Here is an 18,058-nt window from a genome sequence, read left to right on the forward strand (position 1 = left end):
ATACCTATAAAGTTGATTGTAGCGGAAGGTGCTCGACTCCGACGGGAATAGCGGGAAAGCCTGAAAAGCGGAGGTGGCTTGCTCAGCCCCGACAAGCATAAGCTAAATGGGCTAAGAAGGTGTTCTTTTTTCCTTCTTGGACCATTTAGCTTATGACCTCGAGGGGCTAGCCACCGTAGCTGGATCTTGAGACCCCACAGGGCAAAGCCCGAGGAGGCTCAACTCACGCCCCGCGGAAAGCGAGCACCTGCAGCGGAAATCAACCACCACTCGCTACCATAAATAGCAACAAAGGTTACGCAAAAAGTTTTTCTAATTTACGAACTTCCAACTTGTGTAAAATAAAACAAAAGTTTAGAATATTAACAAAAGTTACTTTTCTTTATAGGGGTGGGAGAAAGTGAACGAGAAAGAAAAGCTTTTATTGTCTTTCATAGAAGAAAATCCGTTTATGACACAGCAGGAATTATCTGAGCGAAGTGGGATTTCGCGATCGGCCGTAGCCGGTTATATTTCCAATCTGGTCAGACAAGGGAAGATTTTAGGACGTGCGTATGTGATACCAAAAAGGAACGGGGTCACCTGTATAGGAGGCGCCAATATCGACCGAAAGATGCAGCTGCTGGGTGAGATGATCCCGGAGACATCCAATCCAGCGAGATCGGAACAGACGAGTGGCGGTGTGGCGAGAAATGTTGCCGAGAATCTTGGGAGACTCGGAAAGACTACTAATCTCATCACCGTCGTGGGGGAGGATACAGAAGGCAGCTGGCTCATGGATCAGACGAAAACCTTCGCTGACGTGTCCGGGTCCCAGAGGCTTGTAAATGAAAGCACGGGAGCTTATTCTGCCGTATTGGACGAAAAGGGTGAACTGTTATTTGCCTTGGCTGATATGAACATTTATGAAAGCGTTGACATTGATTTTATAGAAAGGCGGTGGGGCTTGATTGCATCTTCAGAAATGGTGCTGCTCGATACCAATTTTCCGGAAAATGTGTTGGAGTACATCATCCGAAGGTGTCAATCTGAAGGGGTTCCCTTGGCGGTTATACCGGTGTCGGCTACTAAGGTGAAGAAACTCCCTCCATCATTGGAAGGGGTGTCATGGTTCATTTGCAATAAAGGCGAAGCAGAGATGTACCTGGATATGACGATTGAAACGGAGGGTGATTATTTTAAAGCGGCGAAGGACCTGACGATGAGAGGCGCAGAGCGTGCTGTCATTACCCGGGGGGATCAGGGCCTGATTTATTACACTACATACAAAGAAGCAACGGCCATCCTGCCCCCAAAGGTTGAAGTACAGGATGTGACGGGGGCGGGTGATGCCCTCGTAGCCGGCATATTATTTGGCTATTTAAAGGGATCAGATACGGACGGGGCGTGCAGGATCGGTGTGATTTGTTCGTCGATCACCCTTCAGTCGAGGCATACGGTGGCACCGACTCTTAACGAAAGTAAGCTGCAACAGGAGTTCAGTCTCTATTATTAAGGGGGAAATGGTTGTGAACATGCATTCATATGTGGAATACTCAGAGGAAGTCAAAGAAGCGAAAAGGAAGGGCATGGCGATCGTCGCATTGGAGTCAACGATCATCTCTCACGGCATGCCATATCCGCAAAATGTGAAGACGGCAAGGGAAGTTGAAGACATCATTCGATCAAAAGGCGCGGTACCGGCAACGATCGCGATTTTGAATGGAAAGATTAAAATCGGATTATCCCAGGAAGAGCTTGAATATTTAGGGCAGGCAAGGGACGTGATCAAGGCGAGCCGTCGTGATATCCCTTATATCCTCGCCGCTGGTAAAGACGGGGCGACGACGGTAGCAGCAACGATGATTTGTGCAGAGCTTGCCCATATCCCGGTATTTGTGACGGGGGGGATCGGAGGGGTGCACAGGAACGCGGAAGTGACGATGGATATTTCTGCGGATCTTGAGGAACTCGCCGTATCGAATGTGGCTGTCGTATGTGCCGGGGCCAAGTCCATATTGGATATCGGCCTGACCCTCGAATATCTGGAAACAAAGGGAGTACCCGTTTTAGGATATCGAACCGACTCATTGCCGGCATTTTATACAAGAAGCAGCCCTTATTCCGTGAATTATAAGGTGGAAACAGCAGAGGAGACTGCCGGTATATTGAAAGCGAAATGGGAACTTGGACTGCAGGGCGGAGTGGTGGTAGCCAATCCCATTCCGGAAGAGGATGCCATGGACGAGCAGGAGATGGATCGTATCATTGAAACGGCGTTAAAAGAAGCGGATTCAGAAGGGATCAAAGGCAAGGAAGCCACTCCCTTTTTGCTCGGGAAAGTGAAGGAGCTGACGAATGGCAGGAGCCTTACGGCGAATATCGCCCTCGTGAAGCATAATGCTCATATCGGGGCAGAAATTGCCGTTCGATACGCCGAACTTGTCCGGATCGAAGCAATGTAAATTTAGATGACAGGAAGGAACCCGGGCAGAAAGGTGGGCCCGGGTTTTTCGTGTGAATTGACATTCGTCGTTTATATGTTGGAAAAGGTAGGGTAAAATGGGAGTAATAACGTTACGATAAAGGAAGGTACTATGGCTCAAATGCACCCTAATCATGCATTGAATGTAGATTCAATTCCAGCCCCGGCAGCAATAATCGATGTGATACAACCATCTTTTATAGAACAAAATGAAGAATGGAAGGGAATCACCCTCAAGGAAGACAATCTTCTCCTGAAAATTCTTGAGGATGACGATTATTCCATTCGCTTGCATCATCAATACTACGGATTCAAACGAAAACGGATTGATGAGTCCAAAGAATTGGTCATGATGATCCCTGTGGGGTCCGGCGTTCCACGGGATGGTTCCAATCATTCCCATTCGGCGATTTATGAAGCCCTTATCCACAACACGCCTACGTGTGTATGTATCATTGATAAAAACGGAAACGTGATGGAAATGAATCAGTCTTTCCAGGAGCTGTTTCAGATTTCTGATGCCATTCTCGGGGAGCCCCTCTGTCAGCAGCCCCCACTGCAGAATCAACCCTTTCAATCCATTGTGAAGAATGGGTTGAAAGGCTTGAATATGACAGGGGAAGAAGTAACTTTCGATATGGGGTCGCATTGGAAAATCACCTGCAACATCACCATTTCCCCAGCCAATTATAAGAGTGACGGAACGGTGTATAGTGTGGGGATCATCCTTCACGACATCACAGAAAAGAAAAAGTATGAAAATGAATTGATGTCCTTAAAGTTGGAACTTGAAAATACCCTCCGCCTTCAAAAGACGATCACGTACAAGATAAAGAAAAGCGATCAGGATTTTGTCATTGAAATGGCAGCGGGGGAACTATTGAATAAGCTGAACCTGACTCCTTCTAAAGTGATCGGTAAAACGATACAGGAAGTGTTTGATTCCCACCATTTGGGGAAGATCCAGCCGAAATTAAAGCGGATATGGGAAACCGGAGAAGAGCTGACCTATGAAGACGAATACAAGAAATTGGAGTATTTGGCTTCCATCGTCCCGGTCGTTCAAAAAGGCGCCGTGGTGGAAATCATCGTGTCCATATCGGACATTTCCCTGATCAAGGATATTCAGAGAAAGCTGATCGAAAGCGAACAGAAGTATAAATCAATCGTTAAATACAGTCCAGACAATATCTATATGGTCGATACAAACGGAATCATTCAAGAAGTGAATCCCGCGGTGAAAACCCAGTGGGACCACATATCGCCGCATATGATCGGAAGCCACTTCAGTGAGTTCATAGCGGAGGGCAGTAAGGAAACGGCCATCAAGAAATTTGAAGTCGCTCTTAAAGGAGAAGCGTCAAGATTTGTGACCACCTTCGAAAATGGAGAAGGTGGTAAAAGCCATGTAGCCGTCACCAACATCCCGATCCGTGTCAAGAATAAGGTGATCGGGATATACGGATTCGGACAGGACATCACGGAAAAACTGCAGATGGAAGAAGAACTTAAAGAAGCGAAAGAGCTGCTTGAAGCCTATTTTGAGCATGCAGGAGACGGGATCGCCCTTCTGGATCCGGAAGGAAAGGTCTTAAAAGTAAACCAACAGTTTGAATCGATGTTCGGGTGGACGAAGGATGAAATCACAGGAAGGGAAATCACCTTTCTCCATCAGGAAGATCAGGTCGGTCAGTTCAAACAGAACCTGGCAACGGTGATGGCCGGGAAACGGATCAAAGACTATGAAACCGTCCGGTACCGGAAAGACGGTTCACCGGTCGAGATTGCGTTTAATATGAATCCGATTTTGAATGATGGTGGGCGTTTGATCGGTATTTCTGCCATTATACGTGATTTATCCGAGAAGAAGCTCAACGAAGACCTGCTGAAGAAGTCAGAGCAGCTGGCGATGATCGGGCAGCTTGCAGCGGGCGTTGCTCACGAAATCAGGAATCCACTGACGACACTGAAAGGATTCCTCCAGCTCATGAAGGAAAATGCCGAGGATGACTTTTATTTTGGGGTCATCCAGGGTGAACTTGACCGGATCGAAATCATCACCAATGAGTTTCTGGCACTGGCTAAACCAAGGGCCGTCAAGTTTTCCCTTACATCCCTGACGACCCTTCTCACAAGCTCGGTTGAATTCATCAAGATGGAATGCCTGAAGCAGGGGGTCGATGTGAGGTTCTCTGTGGAAGAGGTCGAAATCTACTGTGATTCCCATCAAATGAAACAAGTCATCTTGAATGTGATGAAAAATGCCCTGGAAGCCATGCCTGCAGGCGGACTCCTCAATGTTCAGCTGGAAAAGGTGGATGGTCATGGGAAAATCTCGATTCAAGACAACGGGAGCGGGATCCCTCCTGAGCGCATGAAGCATCTTGGTGAACCATTTTACAGCACGAAAGAAAAAGGGACGGGGCTCGGACTGATGATCTGTCAGAAAATCATCAAGGAGCACCACGGCTCACTATCGATTCAAAGCAACGTCAGCGAAGGGACCACCGTCACGGTCCTTCTGCCGATTGCCAACGATCATTAGAAAGTACTCCACGACGAGAGATGAATCTTGTCGTGGTTTTTTTTGTTTACACGGGTATTGTCGATTTTTCAAGGGGAAATAATCCGACAAATAGTGAAAAAGACCTTGGAAGGGAGTGAGTGGGAATGCTGATATTTTCCCGGGAAATAGCGTCTTCTGCAAATTTCTTCGTGAAAGTTCTCCTGTAAGGAACTTGTCAACTCTTGGCGAGAGCACACCGGCAAGTTTCAACATCCTGGAAATAGGATAAATGAATGGAAAGAGGTGAAGAGAGATGAAGACGAACGTCTTTATAAGCGGTGGAGGCATTGGCGGCCTGACACTCGGGCTGAAACTTGCCCAGTGTAACATCGATGTAACCGTCGTAGAGCGGTTGCCGGGGCCGGGTTCCGTCTACAAGGGGGAGCTTCTCCAGCCGAAAAGCCTGGAAATATTTGATTCCCTGGGAGTCATAGACGATGTCTTCCAAAACGGACACAGCATTTCCGATCTGGAACTGATTGAATTGAAACGGGCCAAATCGAAGGCTGAACATTCAACCATGAGCTACTCCATCCTTCCCACCCCGTATCCATTTTCCCTCATGATCCATCATGAAACGCTAAAGGACATCCTGCGACAAAAAGGGGAAGCATATCCATCCTTTCATTATCGGGCGAATACCGTCTGTAAAAAAATAAATGGTCATACCGTGATCGTCGAGGATCGGGAAACGAAGGACGAAACTGAGATTCATAGTGACTTCATCATAGGCGCAGAGGGAAGGAGCTCAGTCACCCGTGACTATATGGAAGTGGATGTGAAGGAGAAAAAGTATAATCATCATTTCCTTACGGTCACATTCCCCCGGCCAAAGGAAATGGTGAAGGGGCGCATCATTTCTACATATCAATCATTTTTAGGCTTATTTCCGCTCCCTGACAATGAAGTGAGGTCGGTTTATCTTATCCCGGCAGGTGAATACAAAACCCTCCGAAAAAAACCGATTTCAGAGTTTCATAAACTCTATATCGAGATGTGCCCGGATCTTGACGGGTATGTGGACCAGATAGACGATTGGAAGAAAATCCAGCTCATGGTCCCGTTGAAATATCATGCTGAGACCTATGTGAAGGATCATTTCGCCCTTATCGGAGATGCGGTCCATACGGTTCATCCCATGGCGGGGGAAGGGATGAATATGGCGATTCAGGATGGCAGCATCCTCGGTGAGCTATTATGTGACATGTATAAAGAGGGAAAATTAGATCCAGCCAACTTGGAATGGTATCCAAAGGTGAGAAAGAAGAGGGTCGCCCACCAAATGCACCTCAGTCACTTATCGGCCCTCGTCTATTCCTATCCTTACCGACCCGTCGGCTGGCTCCGGAATAAAAGCCTGCAGAGGATGGAAAGGGACTCGATTTCCCATTACAAACAGATGTTGAACATCTCAGGCCTCGGCATGTGGAGGGAAACCCTTTATGACCGGATGATCCAGGGGGGCATGCTCCCGATCAGACATGATTCATTAACAGAAGAAGAAAAATCAGCGACTACATTTACAGAAAATCAGGACTATCCCTGGAAAGGAAAGGAGGCACTACAATGATTGGAGAAATGGTAAAGGTATGGCGGGCACGTACCTGGATGAAAAAGAATGTTCCTTTCCTATACAGCTGGCACGCCTATGTCGGATATGAAATGGACCTGTTCGATCAATTTACAAAGCCTGCTTCCATTCAGGAAGTGGCGCTCTCTCAAAATATCGAAATGGATCTCCTTGAACAATGGGTGGAAGTGGGAATCACCATCAAACATCTGAAACGGGTGGAGGACGAGAAAGTCACGACAAGAAACAGATGGAAGCTCCCGACATCCAAAAAAGACCCCCACTCATCAGGGATCCTGCTGAAAGAAATGATGGAACTGCATATCCCGGCACTGTTATCGTACCCTCAGCTCCTTCGGAATCAGACGAAACAGCACTTCAATTCGGATGTCCACGGCTCCACCGTAGCGAAAACGTCGGTTCTACTGGAACGGTTTGCATTTCCAAAGGTGCAGAAGGCCATTAAAAAATACAATGCGGACTCCATATTGGACTTGGGATGCGGCGAAGGAGGATATGTGAAGAGGATAGGGGAGCGTTATCCCGATAAGAAAATGGTGGGGATCGAGATCCATGAAGCCGTCGCCAAAGCAGCGGAACAATCCCTGCTAGACTTTGAAAATATCGAAATCCACTGTGGGGACCTGCATGAATATGAGCCTGAACAACCCTTTGATATGATCATGGCCAATAATCTCTTTCACTATATCGATCCATCCGAGCGTCTGCAATTCTTTGAAAAAGCATCAACGTGGCTCGGTTCTGAAGGCTTGTTCTTCGTCCTGACACCGATGCAGAAATCCAAGCATGGAAAGCAATTCTCCAGTGCCTTCAACAGCTTCTTCATGACATTCCAGAATCTGTACCCGATTCCTTCTCAGAAGGAAATGGAGACACTGGCCGGTAAAACCCATTTCAAAGTCGAGTCCGTCGAACCGATCGTGAAAGAAGGCGGATGGTACGTAATGATTTTCAGGAAAAACGGATCCTTGTGAGAAGGGATCTTTTTTTGTTTTGAGTATGCTTTCGTTCAGCTGTTGAATAGTGGAGGGAAATCAGCAGCTGAATAACGATTGAGATTCACCTGTCAAAATTCTAAAGAGATTCAGCAGTTGAACCCAATGGTCACACATTCACCATAATTATTTTCAAGAAATAGGATAATCACTCATTATTTTAGGGTAAAAATAGAAAAGTAGATCATGAATGTGGAGGAGAGCCGATTGAGTAAACATGAAATATTCGACTGTATCGGAATCGGGATCGGGCCGTACAATTTGAGTTTGGCTGCCCTGATGGAGGAAAGGACCGATCTGAAGGTGAAGTTCTTCGATCAGACCCCTGAGTTTCAGTGGCATCCGGGGATGCTGATCAACCTGACAGATCTGCAGGTGCCGTTCATCGCGGATCTTGTGACGTTTGCGAATCCACAGAGCCGGTACAGTTATTTGAATTATTTACATACCCAAAATCGTTTATATAAATTTTTCTTTTTTCAAAAGTTTGAAATGCCGCGTCAGGAATACAATGAGTATGCCCGCTGGGTCTCGGGTCAGCTGAGCTCATGTCAATTTCATAGCGAAGTGATCGGGGTAACGGATGTTGGCGACGGTTATAAAGTGGTGGTCGATAATCGGCTGAAAGATGAGCGTGAGGTTTATTATGCGAAGCATATTGTGATGGGAACGGGAAGCAAGCCTCTTATTCCAGAAGGAATGGAAGGGCTGCCGGATGAGGACGTCCATCATACGAGCAAGTATCTGTTCCATAAAAAAACGACGATGGAAGGGGCCGCCATCACGATTGTGGGATCCGGTCAAAGTGCAGCCGAGGTGTTCTTTGATTTACTGAAGGAACAGGAAAATCATTCGTATCAGCTGACATGGCTGACACGTTCCGAAGGGATCCTGCAGCTTGAATCATCAAAGCTCGGGCAGGAATTCTTCGCACCTGACTATGTGGACTATTTCCATGGACTCTCGTATGAAAAGCGGATGGAAGCCCTGAAAACCCTTGATCAGCTCAGGAATGGGATCGATCCGGATACCCTCAACAATATTTATAACATCCTGTATAACCACTCAGTCAGCGACCAGTCACCCCGCGCGACCATCCAGCCCCTGACGGAAGTGAACAAAATCCGGGATGAAGGGGATGGTTACATCTTGAGTTGCCGCCAATGGCAGGAAGATCGGGAATTCACGTATCAAAGCGATAAAGTGATTTTAGCGACAGGTTACAAGCCGAATATTCCTCAATGGTTTTTTGAAGAGTTCCAAGACAAAATCGTGTGGGAAGATGATAAGAAATTTAAAGTCTCCCGGAACTATAAGCTTCAGTTTAAGGAAAAGCCGGATCGCGATCATCATTTTTACACCGTGACGAATCTGGAGCACTCCCACGGGGCCGGGGCGACGAATCTTGGATTGGCTGTCGACCGGAATATCCATATCATCAACGACATCGTGGGGAAAGAAGTATATGAAGTACAAAGGGAGACGATCTTCTCCCAATTCACAATGGGTAATGATGGGTTTTAATCTTTGTGTGCCGGGTAAAGTATAAGTGTGATAAGAAATCAAACAATAATAGGAGTGTTATATTTTATGGCTAAGATCGCAACATTAATTACAGACATGTTTGAAGACGTAGAATTTACAGATCCTGAAAAAGCGTTCAAAGAAGCAGGCCACGAGGTCGTAACGATTGAGAAGGAAAAAGGAAAATCAGTCCAAGGTAAACAGGGTGATGCAACGGTGAAGATCGATGAAAGCATCGATGACGTCAATCCTGCAGACTTTGATGCCTTATTATTACCAGGCGGATTTTCTCCTGATCAGCTCCGTGCAGATGATCGTTTCGTGAAATTCACCAAGCATTTCATGGATGAGAAAAAGCCGGTATTCGCGATTTGTCACGGACCACAATTACTTATTACGGCAAAAGCCCTGGAAGGACGAAAAGCAACGGGCTTCAAGTCCATCAAAGTCGATATGGAATATGCAGGTGTGACATACGAAGATAAAGAAGTCGTCGTGTGCGGCAATCAGCTTGTAACAAGCAGGACACCTGATGATATCCCGGCATTCAACCGTGAATCATTGGCGCTTCTTTCTAAATAAGACAAGTAAATGAAAGGGGACATTCCCCAAGGTATTTTGTACCTTTGTGGGAATGTCCCCTTTTTAAGTTATTGTTCACGCTTTTCTTCTAAGGCTGCCCATTTCTTCAATGATGGCGTTCATCTCGCTCGGGCTGAAATGATCCTTGCGGTTCACCATGACATAAAGGTCGTGGAGATCCTCGTACATTTCTTCATTGAAATCTTCAGGCTTGACGGCACCTGCATTGACCATCCTTAATTTTTCTTTAATCGCTGTGACCATGAATTCGATGTTCTCTGCTGTGTTCTGTGATAAATCCATCTCCGAATCGTCCTTTCTGACGTGCAGTGTAGTACATTTATCTTTCCATGATTCCTTCATCCTGTCAATAAGGCATGGATAGAAGAGGATTTTTTTCAGAGAATGTTTTACACTATAAAGGAATGGGAAATGAGTAGATAAGCTAATACGCGAGAATGCTGCCAGAAAGTATATGATCTAGTGGAATCCGGCTGCAGCCGATTGCTGAATATAAAAAAGACAATCATTTGAAGGAGGGTAATACATATGGGAAGAAATAAGTTTTACAAAGGGGTCATGCTTGGTGCTGTTGCAGGGGGGCTTTTGTCTCTGCTGGACAGGTCGACACGTCAGGAAGTGGGCTCCACTTTAAAGAACAGTGGACAGTATATCTCCACCTATTCAAAAAATCCTCAGAGGTTGCTTGAGACATCGAAGGAAGTGTATGAGAAACTGCGCATGACCGCCGATCAGGTCTCGAGGGACATTCACTTTATCAGTGAAAAGGTGGATGAAATCAAAGGGATGACTCCTCAGGTGAAAGAGATCATCGAGGAGACGAAAGAAACGTTCGAAGACTCATCAGAAGCATATAAAGATACATTTTCAGGTCAAGAGCCATCGAATGAACTAACTGCTCAGGATGAAGAGAGCCAGCCGATTGCTTCTTCATTTAAGGGGTATTAACGAAATGAGGTGAAAGCATGTCGGATGAGACGGTCAAAGGAGAATGGAAAGGATTTTCGAAAAGTCTTTTCGCCAATATCAGTGCGAATGACGTAACGGGCCTTGCTGCGCAAATTGCCTATTACTTTCTTTTATCGCTCTTCCCACTGCTGATATTCATTGTAACCCTTCTTCCGTATCTGCCCTTTGAACAGGGTGATATTCTTGGATTGGTAAGGGACTTTGCTCCGGGTGAAACGATGTCGATGATCGAGGAAACGCTGCAGGACGTCATGTCCAACCGTAATTCCGGTCTACTGTCCGTCAGTATCATCGCCACGATCTGGTCGGCATCCAATGGGATGAATGCCATTGTGAAGAGCTTGAACCGGGCATATGATGTCGAGGAAACAAGGTCGTTCATTGCGACTCGCTTGATGTCCATTCTGTTGACTTTTGCCATGATCCTGGTATTTGTCATCGCCCTCCTGCTTCCGGTATTCGGAAAGCAGATTGGTCTTTTCTTATTTTCTCAATTCGGATTTTCAGATCAATTTTTAACGATATGGAACGGGATTCGCTGGGCCATCACTCCCATCATCCTCTTTATCATTTTCGTCGGATTGTATTATTTCGCTCCAAGTAAACGGATCAAATGTTTAAGTGCGTTTCCAGGGGCGATCTTTGCGACGCTTGGTTGGGTACTCGCGTCCTTGGCCTTTTCGTATTACGTAGGGAGCTTTGGGAACTACTCGGCCACATACGGCAGCATCGGAGGGATCATCGTCCTCATGATCTGGTTCTACCTAACGGGAATCATCATCATGATCGGTGGAGAAATCAATGCACTTGTTACAATAAAAGAAAAAGATTCGTGTTAAAATAGGGGAAATCATTCCCCGAACATAGTAAAGGTTGGAGTAGGGGAAGATTCTATTAAACATTCGTGTTTAAGGGGTCTTCTTTTTTTATTTGATATAGAAAGTGAGGTGGCGGGATATGTTAATTGCTGCAATGGTTGAACGGCTCGGTATCATCGTGACAATTGCCTTTGTGATGACGAGGATCAGCTTCTTTCGGCATCTGATTGAAAAACGGACCCATGTAAAGAAATCCCAGACGCTCCTCCTGATCCTGCTGTTTGGCTTCTTCGGAATCGTTGGTACATATACAGGATTGATCGTGAATCCGTTACAGGAAGAATATACGAAATGGCAGTGGCATCTCCAACAGAATGAAGCGATTGCGAACTCGCGGGTAATCGGTGTTGTGGTGGCAGGACTTCTCGGTGGTCCCTGGATCGGTCTCGGGGCTGGACTGGTGGCGGGTGTCCACAGGTTTTTCCTCGGTGGATTCACGGCGTTCTCATGCGGGATCTCGACGGTGCTTGCAGGTCTGTTGGCAGGCTGGATTGGCAAGCGGGAAAAGAAAAACAGGCTCGTCTCTCCGCAAAAGGCGTTTCTTGTCGGCTTTATTGCAGAGGGGATGCAGATGCTTCTCATTCTGTTATTGTCGAAACCATTTGACGATGCTTACCTGCTCGTGTCTGATATCGGCTGGCCGATGATTCTCGCCAATGGCGTCGGAACCGGGATTTTCCTTCTTATCATCAAAAGTGTATTTCAAGAAGAGGAACGGATGGGGGCTGCTCAGTCGCAGAAAGCACTGCGCCTGGCAGACAGCACGGTGCAATACATGCGAAAAGGATTGAATGCATCGTCAGCCCGGGCAACATGTGAAATCCTTATGAGGGATGTCAATGCCCTGGCCGTTTCGATCACGAATACCTCCCACATCCTCGCTCATGTCGGACTTGCATCTGATCATCACCATGAAGGGCGGCCAATCCAAACAGAAGCTACGAAGCGGGTCATCGAAACCGGAGAGCTCATGAAGGTGGGGCGGGAAGATATCCAGTGTGACAGGAGCGGATGTCCATTAGGAGCGGCCATCATGGCCCCGCTTTTAAAAGGGGATGACATCGTCGGAACGCTGAAATTCTATTTTCATTCTGAAAAGGAAATTTCACCGATATTGATGGAGTTAACCAAGGGGATTGCGACACTTCTAAGCCATCAGCTGGAGCTTGCTGAAATCGATACCCATAAGGAGTTAGCGAAAGAGTCCGAAGTAAAGGCGCTTCAGGCTCAGATCAACCCTCATTTTCTGTTCAATACGATCAATGTCATTGTGTCATTGACCCGGATCAATCCCGATAAGGCCAGGACACTGCTCATTTCCCTTTCCCAATTCGTCCGCCAGAATCTGACGGGGAGCACGAAATCAACGTCCACTCTCAAAGAAGAAGGGCAGCATGTGAAAGCATACCTGGCCATTGAAGAAGCACGATTCTTTGACCGGCTGGAAGTCGAGTATCACATCGATGAAGATGCCTTGCAGGCGAAAGTCCCCTCCATCACCCTTCAGCCTCTGGTGGAAAATGCAATCAAACATGGGATGAAAAATGTAGAAGAAGGGTTTGTGTTAACGATCTCCATAAGGAAAGAAGGAGAGAAAGTGACCGTCAGCGTGACGGATAATGGATGCGGCATCGCTGAAGGCAGACTGAGTAAGCTATTGACGGAGCCCGTGGAATCCCAGGCAGGCACAGGGATCGGTCTATACAATGTGAACAAACGCCTGGAAATGATGATGGGAAACGAAGCAGGGCTAAAGATCTCATCTTCAAAGGAAAGCGGAACCACTGTTGCCTTTACGTTAAGGAGTGAAAAGGAATGAAAATCGCGATCATCGATGATGAACCATACAGCCGGGAGGAAATGAAGCATCTCCTCGGCAGGTATCCCTGGGCGGAAGTGGTAGGGGAAGCAAGCTCAGCCGAGAAGGGCCTCGAAATCATTTTGACGAAAGAGCCTGACGTCCTGTTCCTGGACATCGAGATGCCCGGCATGAGCGGAGTGGATCTCGCCGAGGCACTTCAAAATATGAAACATAAGCCGGAAATCGTCTTCGCCACGGCGTACCCTGACTATGCCCTTAAAGCATTCCGGGTCGAGGCTGTCGATTACCTGCTGAAGCCTTTTGAAGAGGATCAGCTTGCCCAGACGATGGAGAGGCTGAAGTCTCTGGTAAAGGCCGAACCCCGAGAAAATCCATCCCTCGGGAAACTGGCCGTGCATGATGAGGATAAGATTGTATTCGTCAGACCGGAGGATATTCTCTATATTTTCAGGGAAGAGCGGGAAACATTCATCTGTACGGAAAAAAAGAAATACACGTGCAGGATGCCAATCAAGGAATTGGAAGCAAAACTCAGCACCTATCCGTTCTTCCGCGTCCACAAAAGCTATCTCGTTCAGCTGCCCTTTGTGGAAGAACTGATTCCATGGGGGAGCGGCGTTTACCAGCTGAAGGTTCATGGGGCGGATGAGGCGATTCCAGTGAGCCGGAATTATGTGAAGGAATTGCGGGAGCGGTTGGAGTTGTAGTTGGAGTTGGAGTGTAGTGTGCGTGTACCAGGTACAATCGGAGGGATTTGTACCTGGTACATTTTTTGATTTTTGTACCAGGTACAAAATGGTTGATGGGTGCCTGGTACAAGTAAGCTTGTTGGTGCCTGGCACCAATTACGCAACCAGTGCCAGGCACCGGCCTTTTTCCCAAGCACGTCAACCCTTTCTTTCTGCATTTCAGCACTGATTTTTAACATCTTGGACAGAATGTGACGAAAATGTGAATATGCTTGCTATAATGAAAGCGTATTCATAACTGAACGAAAGGGGATCATATACATGGTCACATTCCTGGTCTCGATTGTTGTCTTAATTATTGGTTACTTCACATATGGAAAATTGATTGAAAAGATTTTTGGAGTGAATGAAAGTCGTTCCACCCCTGCTTATGCAAAGGCGGATGGAGTGGACTATGTTCCGATGAAAACAGGGAAGAACTCCATGATCCAGCTGTTGAATATCGCTGGTGTCGGCCCGATCTTCGGTCCGATCATGGGAGCGTTATACGGACCGGTCGCTTTCCTTTGGATCGTACTCGGGGCGATTTTTGCCGGAGCGGTACATGATTACTTGACGGGGATGATTTCAATCCGTAATGGAGGGGCTCATTTACCGGAGCTTGCAGGACGTTTCCTTGGTAAAACGATGAAGCATGTAGTGAACGCATTCTCGATTCTTTTACTTGTATTGGTAGGGACGGTGTTCGTTACGGCACCTGCAGCACTGATTGCGAATCTGACGCCGGAATGGATTTCACTTGGTGTCATCATTACAGCGATCTTCATTTACTATATTGTCGCAACGCTACTGCCGATCGATAAAATCATCGGTAAAGTATATCCGCTGTTCGGGGTACTGCTTTTGATCAGTGCAGTAGGAATCGGAGCGGGATTGGTGATTACGGGAGCGGATATCCCGGAAGTATCCCTGACGAATATGCATCCTGATTCTATCGCTATTTTTCCTTTACTATTCTTGACGATTTCTTGTGGGGCCCTTTCAGGCTTCCACGCAACACAGTCACCTATCATCTCAAGAACGACTCAAAACGAGAAGAATGGGCGCAAGATTTTCTACGGTATGATGATTTTAGAAGCAATCATCGCGATGATCTGGGCAGCAGCAGCCATGAGCCTGTTCGAGCCTGGTGAACTGAATGCGATCTTGAAAGACGGAGGACCTGCTGCAGTCGTGAGCGAAGTGTCTGTTCTGATGCTTGGTTCCATCGGCGGAACGCTTGCCATCCTTGGAGTCATCGTTCTTCCGATCACTTCCGGTGATACATCATTCCGAAGTGCACGTATGATCATTGCCGATTACATCAAAGTCGGACAAGTGAAAATGTCCAGCCGCCTTTGGATTGCCGTTCCACTGTTCGTGATTTCAGTCATACTGACACGTATGGACTTCAATCTCTTATGGAGATACTTCTCTTGGGCAAACCAATCGACGGCGATGATTGCTCTTTGGGTAGGTGCCATGTACCTGGCCCTTCAAAAGAAACCACACTGGGTCGCAACGATCCCGGCCGTCTTTATGACGATGGTGACGTTCACGTACATCTTGAACGCTCCGATCGGATTCGGGCTTTCCATGGGCACAGCCTATATGGGAGCTGCAGTCATAACGATTGTGTCAATCCTTGCCTTTATCTACACATTAAGAAAGCGCTTAAACAATGGAAGCGTCATACAGGTCGACGAAGACGTGCCGCAGCCAGCAGCCTAAATAGAGAGTTTTCCGGTAATTACCGGGAAACTCTTTTCTTTTTTCGTACAAAATAATAAGGATTCACAAACTATGTGTTAGGAGTGATTCAGCATGACAAAGAAAACGAAAAAAGACGGCGGTACAAAGCAAAACGGGAAACACACACCGAAACAAAAAACATCCGGTTCTGCAAACGGACAGAATGGATATCACTAGAAATATTTTTTCGCCAATCCTTTACGGGGTTGGCTTATTTTCTTTTTTAGGCAGATGTCTTTATTCGGTAGGATGTATTATAATGGAGGTAGTTTCAAAAATTTAGTAGTCTCAAAAAGGAGATCCCATTATGTCGAATACTAATGATCAACAAATACAGCCAGAAAAGAAAAAAATCAGCCTTCAGGAAGCGATGAAGCAACAGCTTGCGAAGAAGAAAGAAGCACAGGCAGGCGGCAAGCAGGCAACAGGCGGTCTTGCGTCCAACCAACGCATGCAAAGTCAGCAAACAAAGAAGCCAAGCAATACCCGCCGGAAGATGGGTAGCTAATTGGGGAGAGGAGCGCTCGTTAGGAGAGTGCTCTTTTTTTTTGAAGCTGATTATGTAATTTTCATTTACTTTCCACCCCAACCATGCTACCATAATAAAAATTTCAAAAAAATGCCATGAAGAGAAGAGTAGATATCAAGACTTCTTTAAAGAGAGCTCCGGCAGCTGAAAAGGGGCAGGAAGGACGGTATTGAACCAAGACTCTGAGCATCGCATCGGAACCGGCATCGGGGATGGTGTGACGGGAGCTCCCGTTACGGAGCTAGGGTATACGCCGATGGGCCGTACCCGAAAAGGCCGGTATGGTGACATACTGGTGAACTGGGGTGGCACCGCGATCAATAATCTCGCCCCCAAGACCAACGTCTTGGGGGTGGGATTTTTTTGTTTTACAAAAATCGCGGGGAGGAATAGTGAATGAAAAAGTGGAAGGATCCTTTGTTGCTTTTATCGGGAATCGGAATTTCGAGTATCGGCGGATGGATTTATCTGATTGCCCTTAATTTGATTGTATTGGATGAGTGGGGATCGCCTGTGGCTGTGGTGATGTTGTATGTATTGAAGCCAATTGCGGCGCTTATCACGAATGGGTGGGCCGGGAGTTTGATTGACCGGGTCAATAAGCGGAATCTGATGGCGGCACTGGACTTTTTCAGGGCGGTGTTGATTGCAGCGTTGCCATTCCTTGCCGCGGATTGGTGGATGTATGTTGTCGTGCTTTTCATCAATATGGGGAGTGCCGTCTTTTATCCGGCATCGATGGCTTACATCACGACCTTGATTCCGAAGGGGAACAGGCAGCGGTTCAATGCTCTTCGGGGACTCGTGGGGTCGGGGGCGTTTCTGATCGGGCCCGGGGTGGCCGGGGTTTTATTCCTGATGGGAACACCGGATTTCGCCCTTTATATGAATGCTCTTGCCCTTTTGTTATCAGGGGTGATCACCCTGTTTTTGCCGAAACTTGAGGGGAATTCATTGAATGAAACAAGTACCGTTGACTGGGAAATCATTAAGGAGGATTGGCGGGTGGTATGGGGTTTCAGTAAGAGAGCGGCTTACGTGATGATCCTGTACGTATTGTTCACGTGCATGCTTGTGATGACGGCCGCCATCGATTCCCTTGAAGCCGCATTTTCTAAAGATGTGCTGCATCTTTCCAATAGCACCTACGGATATCTTGTGAGCATTGCAGGGGGAGGATTTGTGCTGGGATCTCTCCTGAATGCGGCGTTGTCTCATAAACTTCATCATATGCACCTCATGGGTGTCGGCTCTGTCATCGTTTCCCTGGGGTATATCATATATGCATGTTCACATGACTTCTTGACGGCTGCGATTGGATTTGCTCTTTTATCCTTTGCCCTGGCCTTTGCGACAACAGGGTTCGAGACGTTTTATCAAGAACATATCCCCGTTGAAATCATGGGTCGGGTAGGGAGTCTGTATGGATTGCTTGAAGGCTTCCTTGTTATCTTGCTGACGGTTCTGATCGGACTGGGGGCAGAGGTGGTGTCGGTTCGGGCAGCGGTCGTTGCAGGCTCGATTGTCATGCTAGGGATTACCCTGGTTTTATGGGGAGCGCTGAGGAAGAATTCTTGGAAAAAACAGTTAAATTATAATTCAGGATGTTATAATAAATAAAAACGCACTCATGAAGG

General features: G+C 46.9%; 15 protein-coding genes and 1 other annotated feature. Of the genes, 14 read left to right on the forward strand and 1 reads right to left on the reverse strand.

Annotated elements, in window-relative coordinates; genetic code table 11:
• The first annotated feature begins 400 nt into the window (after window positions 1-400).
• From V8G47_RS11990 to V8G47_RS12020, 7 genes are all read left to right on the forward strand, one after another.
• Entirely contained in the window at window positions 401-1,495 is a 1,095-nt protein-coding gene (locus V8G47_RS11990; RefSeq protein ID WP_336200321.1) for a carbohydrate kinase, read from the forward strand.
• 19 nt (window positions 1,496-1,514) lie between these two features.
• The gene (locus V8G47_RS11995) at window positions 1,515-2,444 is read left to right on the forward strand and encodes a pseudouridine-5'-phosphate glycosidase (protein WP_336200409.1); all 930 of its coding nucleotides are present in this window, start codon (window positions 1,515-1,517) and stop codon (window positions 2,442-2,444) included.
• 159 nt (window positions 2,445-2,603) lie between these two features.
• Complete coding sequence (locus tag V8G47_RS12000; RefSeq protein WP_336200322.1) at window positions 2,604-5,009, forward strand: PAS domain S-box protein; 2,406 nt, start codon at window positions 2,604-2,606, stop codon at window positions 5,007-5,009.
• 274 nt (window positions 5,010-5,283) lie between these two features.
• Entirely contained in the window at window positions 5,284-6,600 is a 1,317-nt protein-coding gene (locus V8G47_RS12005) for an FAD-dependent oxidoreductase (RefSeq protein WP_336200323.1), read from the forward strand.
• On the forward strand, window positions 6,597-7,595 hold the full coding sequence (locus V8G47_RS12010) for a class I SAM-dependent methyltransferase (RefSeq protein ID WP_336200324.1): 999 nt from the start codon (window positions 6,597-6,599) through the stop codon (window positions 7,593-7,595). The genes V8G47_RS12005 and V8G47_RS12010 overlap by 4 nt, the downstream gene beginning before the upstream one ends.
• A 228-nt stretch (window positions 7,596-7,823) precedes the next feature.
• A complete protein-coding gene (locus V8G47_RS12015) occupies window positions 7,824-9,140 on the forward strand; it encodes a lysine N(6)-hydroxylase/L-ornithine N(5)-oxygenase family protein (protein WP_336200325.1) in 1,317 nt (438 codons plus the stop codon).
• Between the two features lie 66 nt (window positions 9,141-9,206).
• Entirely contained in the window at window positions 9,207-9,722 is a 516-nt protein-coding gene (locus V8G47_RS12020; protein WP_336200326.1) for a type 1 glutamine amidotransferase domain-containing protein, read from the forward strand.
• Window positions 9,723-9,797: 75 nt separating this feature from the next.
• Here V8G47_RS12020 and V8G47_RS12025 read toward each other — a convergent pair whose 3' ends face one another.
• Window positions 9,798-10,025: a DUF1128 domain-containing protein gene (locus tag V8G47_RS12025; protein ID WP_336200410.1), complete on the reverse strand. Its 228-nt coding sequence runs from the start codon at window positions 10,023-10,025 to the stop codon at window positions 9,798-9,800.
• 246 nt (window positions 10,026-10,271) lie between these two features.
• Between V8G47_RS12025 and V8G47_RS12030 the strand changes: the two genes are divergently transcribed.
• From V8G47_RS12030 to V8G47_RS12060, 7 genes are all read left to right on the forward strand, one after another.
• Window positions 10,272-10,691: a hypothetical protein gene (locus V8G47_RS12030; protein ID WP_261752235.1), complete on the forward strand. Its 420-nt coding sequence runs from the start codon at window positions 10,272-10,274 to the stop codon at window positions 10,689-10,691.
• A gap of 17 nt (window positions 10,692-10,708) precedes the next feature.
• Window positions 10,709-11,551: a YihY/virulence factor BrkB family protein gene (locus tag V8G47_RS12035; protein WP_336200327.1), complete on the forward strand. Its 843-nt coding sequence runs from the start codon at window positions 10,709-10,711 to the stop codon at window positions 11,549-11,551.
• A 118-nt stretch (window positions 11,552-11,669) separates the two neighbouring features.
• The gene (locus V8G47_RS12040; protein ID WP_336200328.1) at window positions 11,670-13,409 is read left to right on the forward strand and encodes a sensor histidine kinase; all 1,740 of its coding nucleotides are present in this window, start codon (window positions 11,670-11,672) and stop codon (window positions 13,407-13,409) included.
• Window positions 13,406-14,119: a LytR/AlgR family response regulator transcription factor gene (locus tag V8G47_RS12045; RefSeq protein ID WP_336200330.1), complete on the forward strand. Its 714-nt coding sequence runs from the start codon at window positions 13,406-13,408 to the stop codon at window positions 14,117-14,119. The genes V8G47_RS12040 and V8G47_RS12045 overlap by 4 nt, the downstream gene beginning before the upstream one ends.
• 303 nt (window positions 14,120-14,422) lie before the next feature.
• A complete protein-coding gene (locus tag V8G47_RS12050; RefSeq protein WP_336200331.1) occupies window positions 14,423-15,871 on the forward strand; it encodes a carbon starvation CstA family protein in 1,449 nt (482 codons plus the stop codon).
• Between the two features lie 328 nt (window positions 15,872-16,199).
• The gene (locus V8G47_RS12055) at window positions 16,200-16,400 is read left to right on the forward strand and encodes a hypothetical protein (protein ID WP_034761269.1); all 201 of its coding nucleotides are present in this window, start codon (window positions 16,200-16,202) and stop codon (window positions 16,398-16,400) included.
• 107 nt (window positions 16,401-16,507) lie between these two features.
• Window positions 16,508-16,758 (forward strand) — a binding site (T-box leader).
• A 59-nt stretch (window positions 16,759-16,817) separates the two neighbouring features.
• Window positions 16,818-18,041, forward strand: coding sequence for an MFS transporter (locus tag V8G47_RS12060; RefSeq protein ID WP_336200332.1), 1,224 nt, complete (start codon window positions 16,818-16,820; stop codon window positions 18,039-18,041).
• The last annotated feature ends 17 nt before the right edge of the window (window positions 18,042-18,058 follow it).

The organism is Rossellomorea sp. LJF3 (genome assembly GCF_037046045.1).
Lineage (GTDB): Bacteria > Bacillota > Bacilli > Bacillales > Bacillaceae_B > Rossellomorea.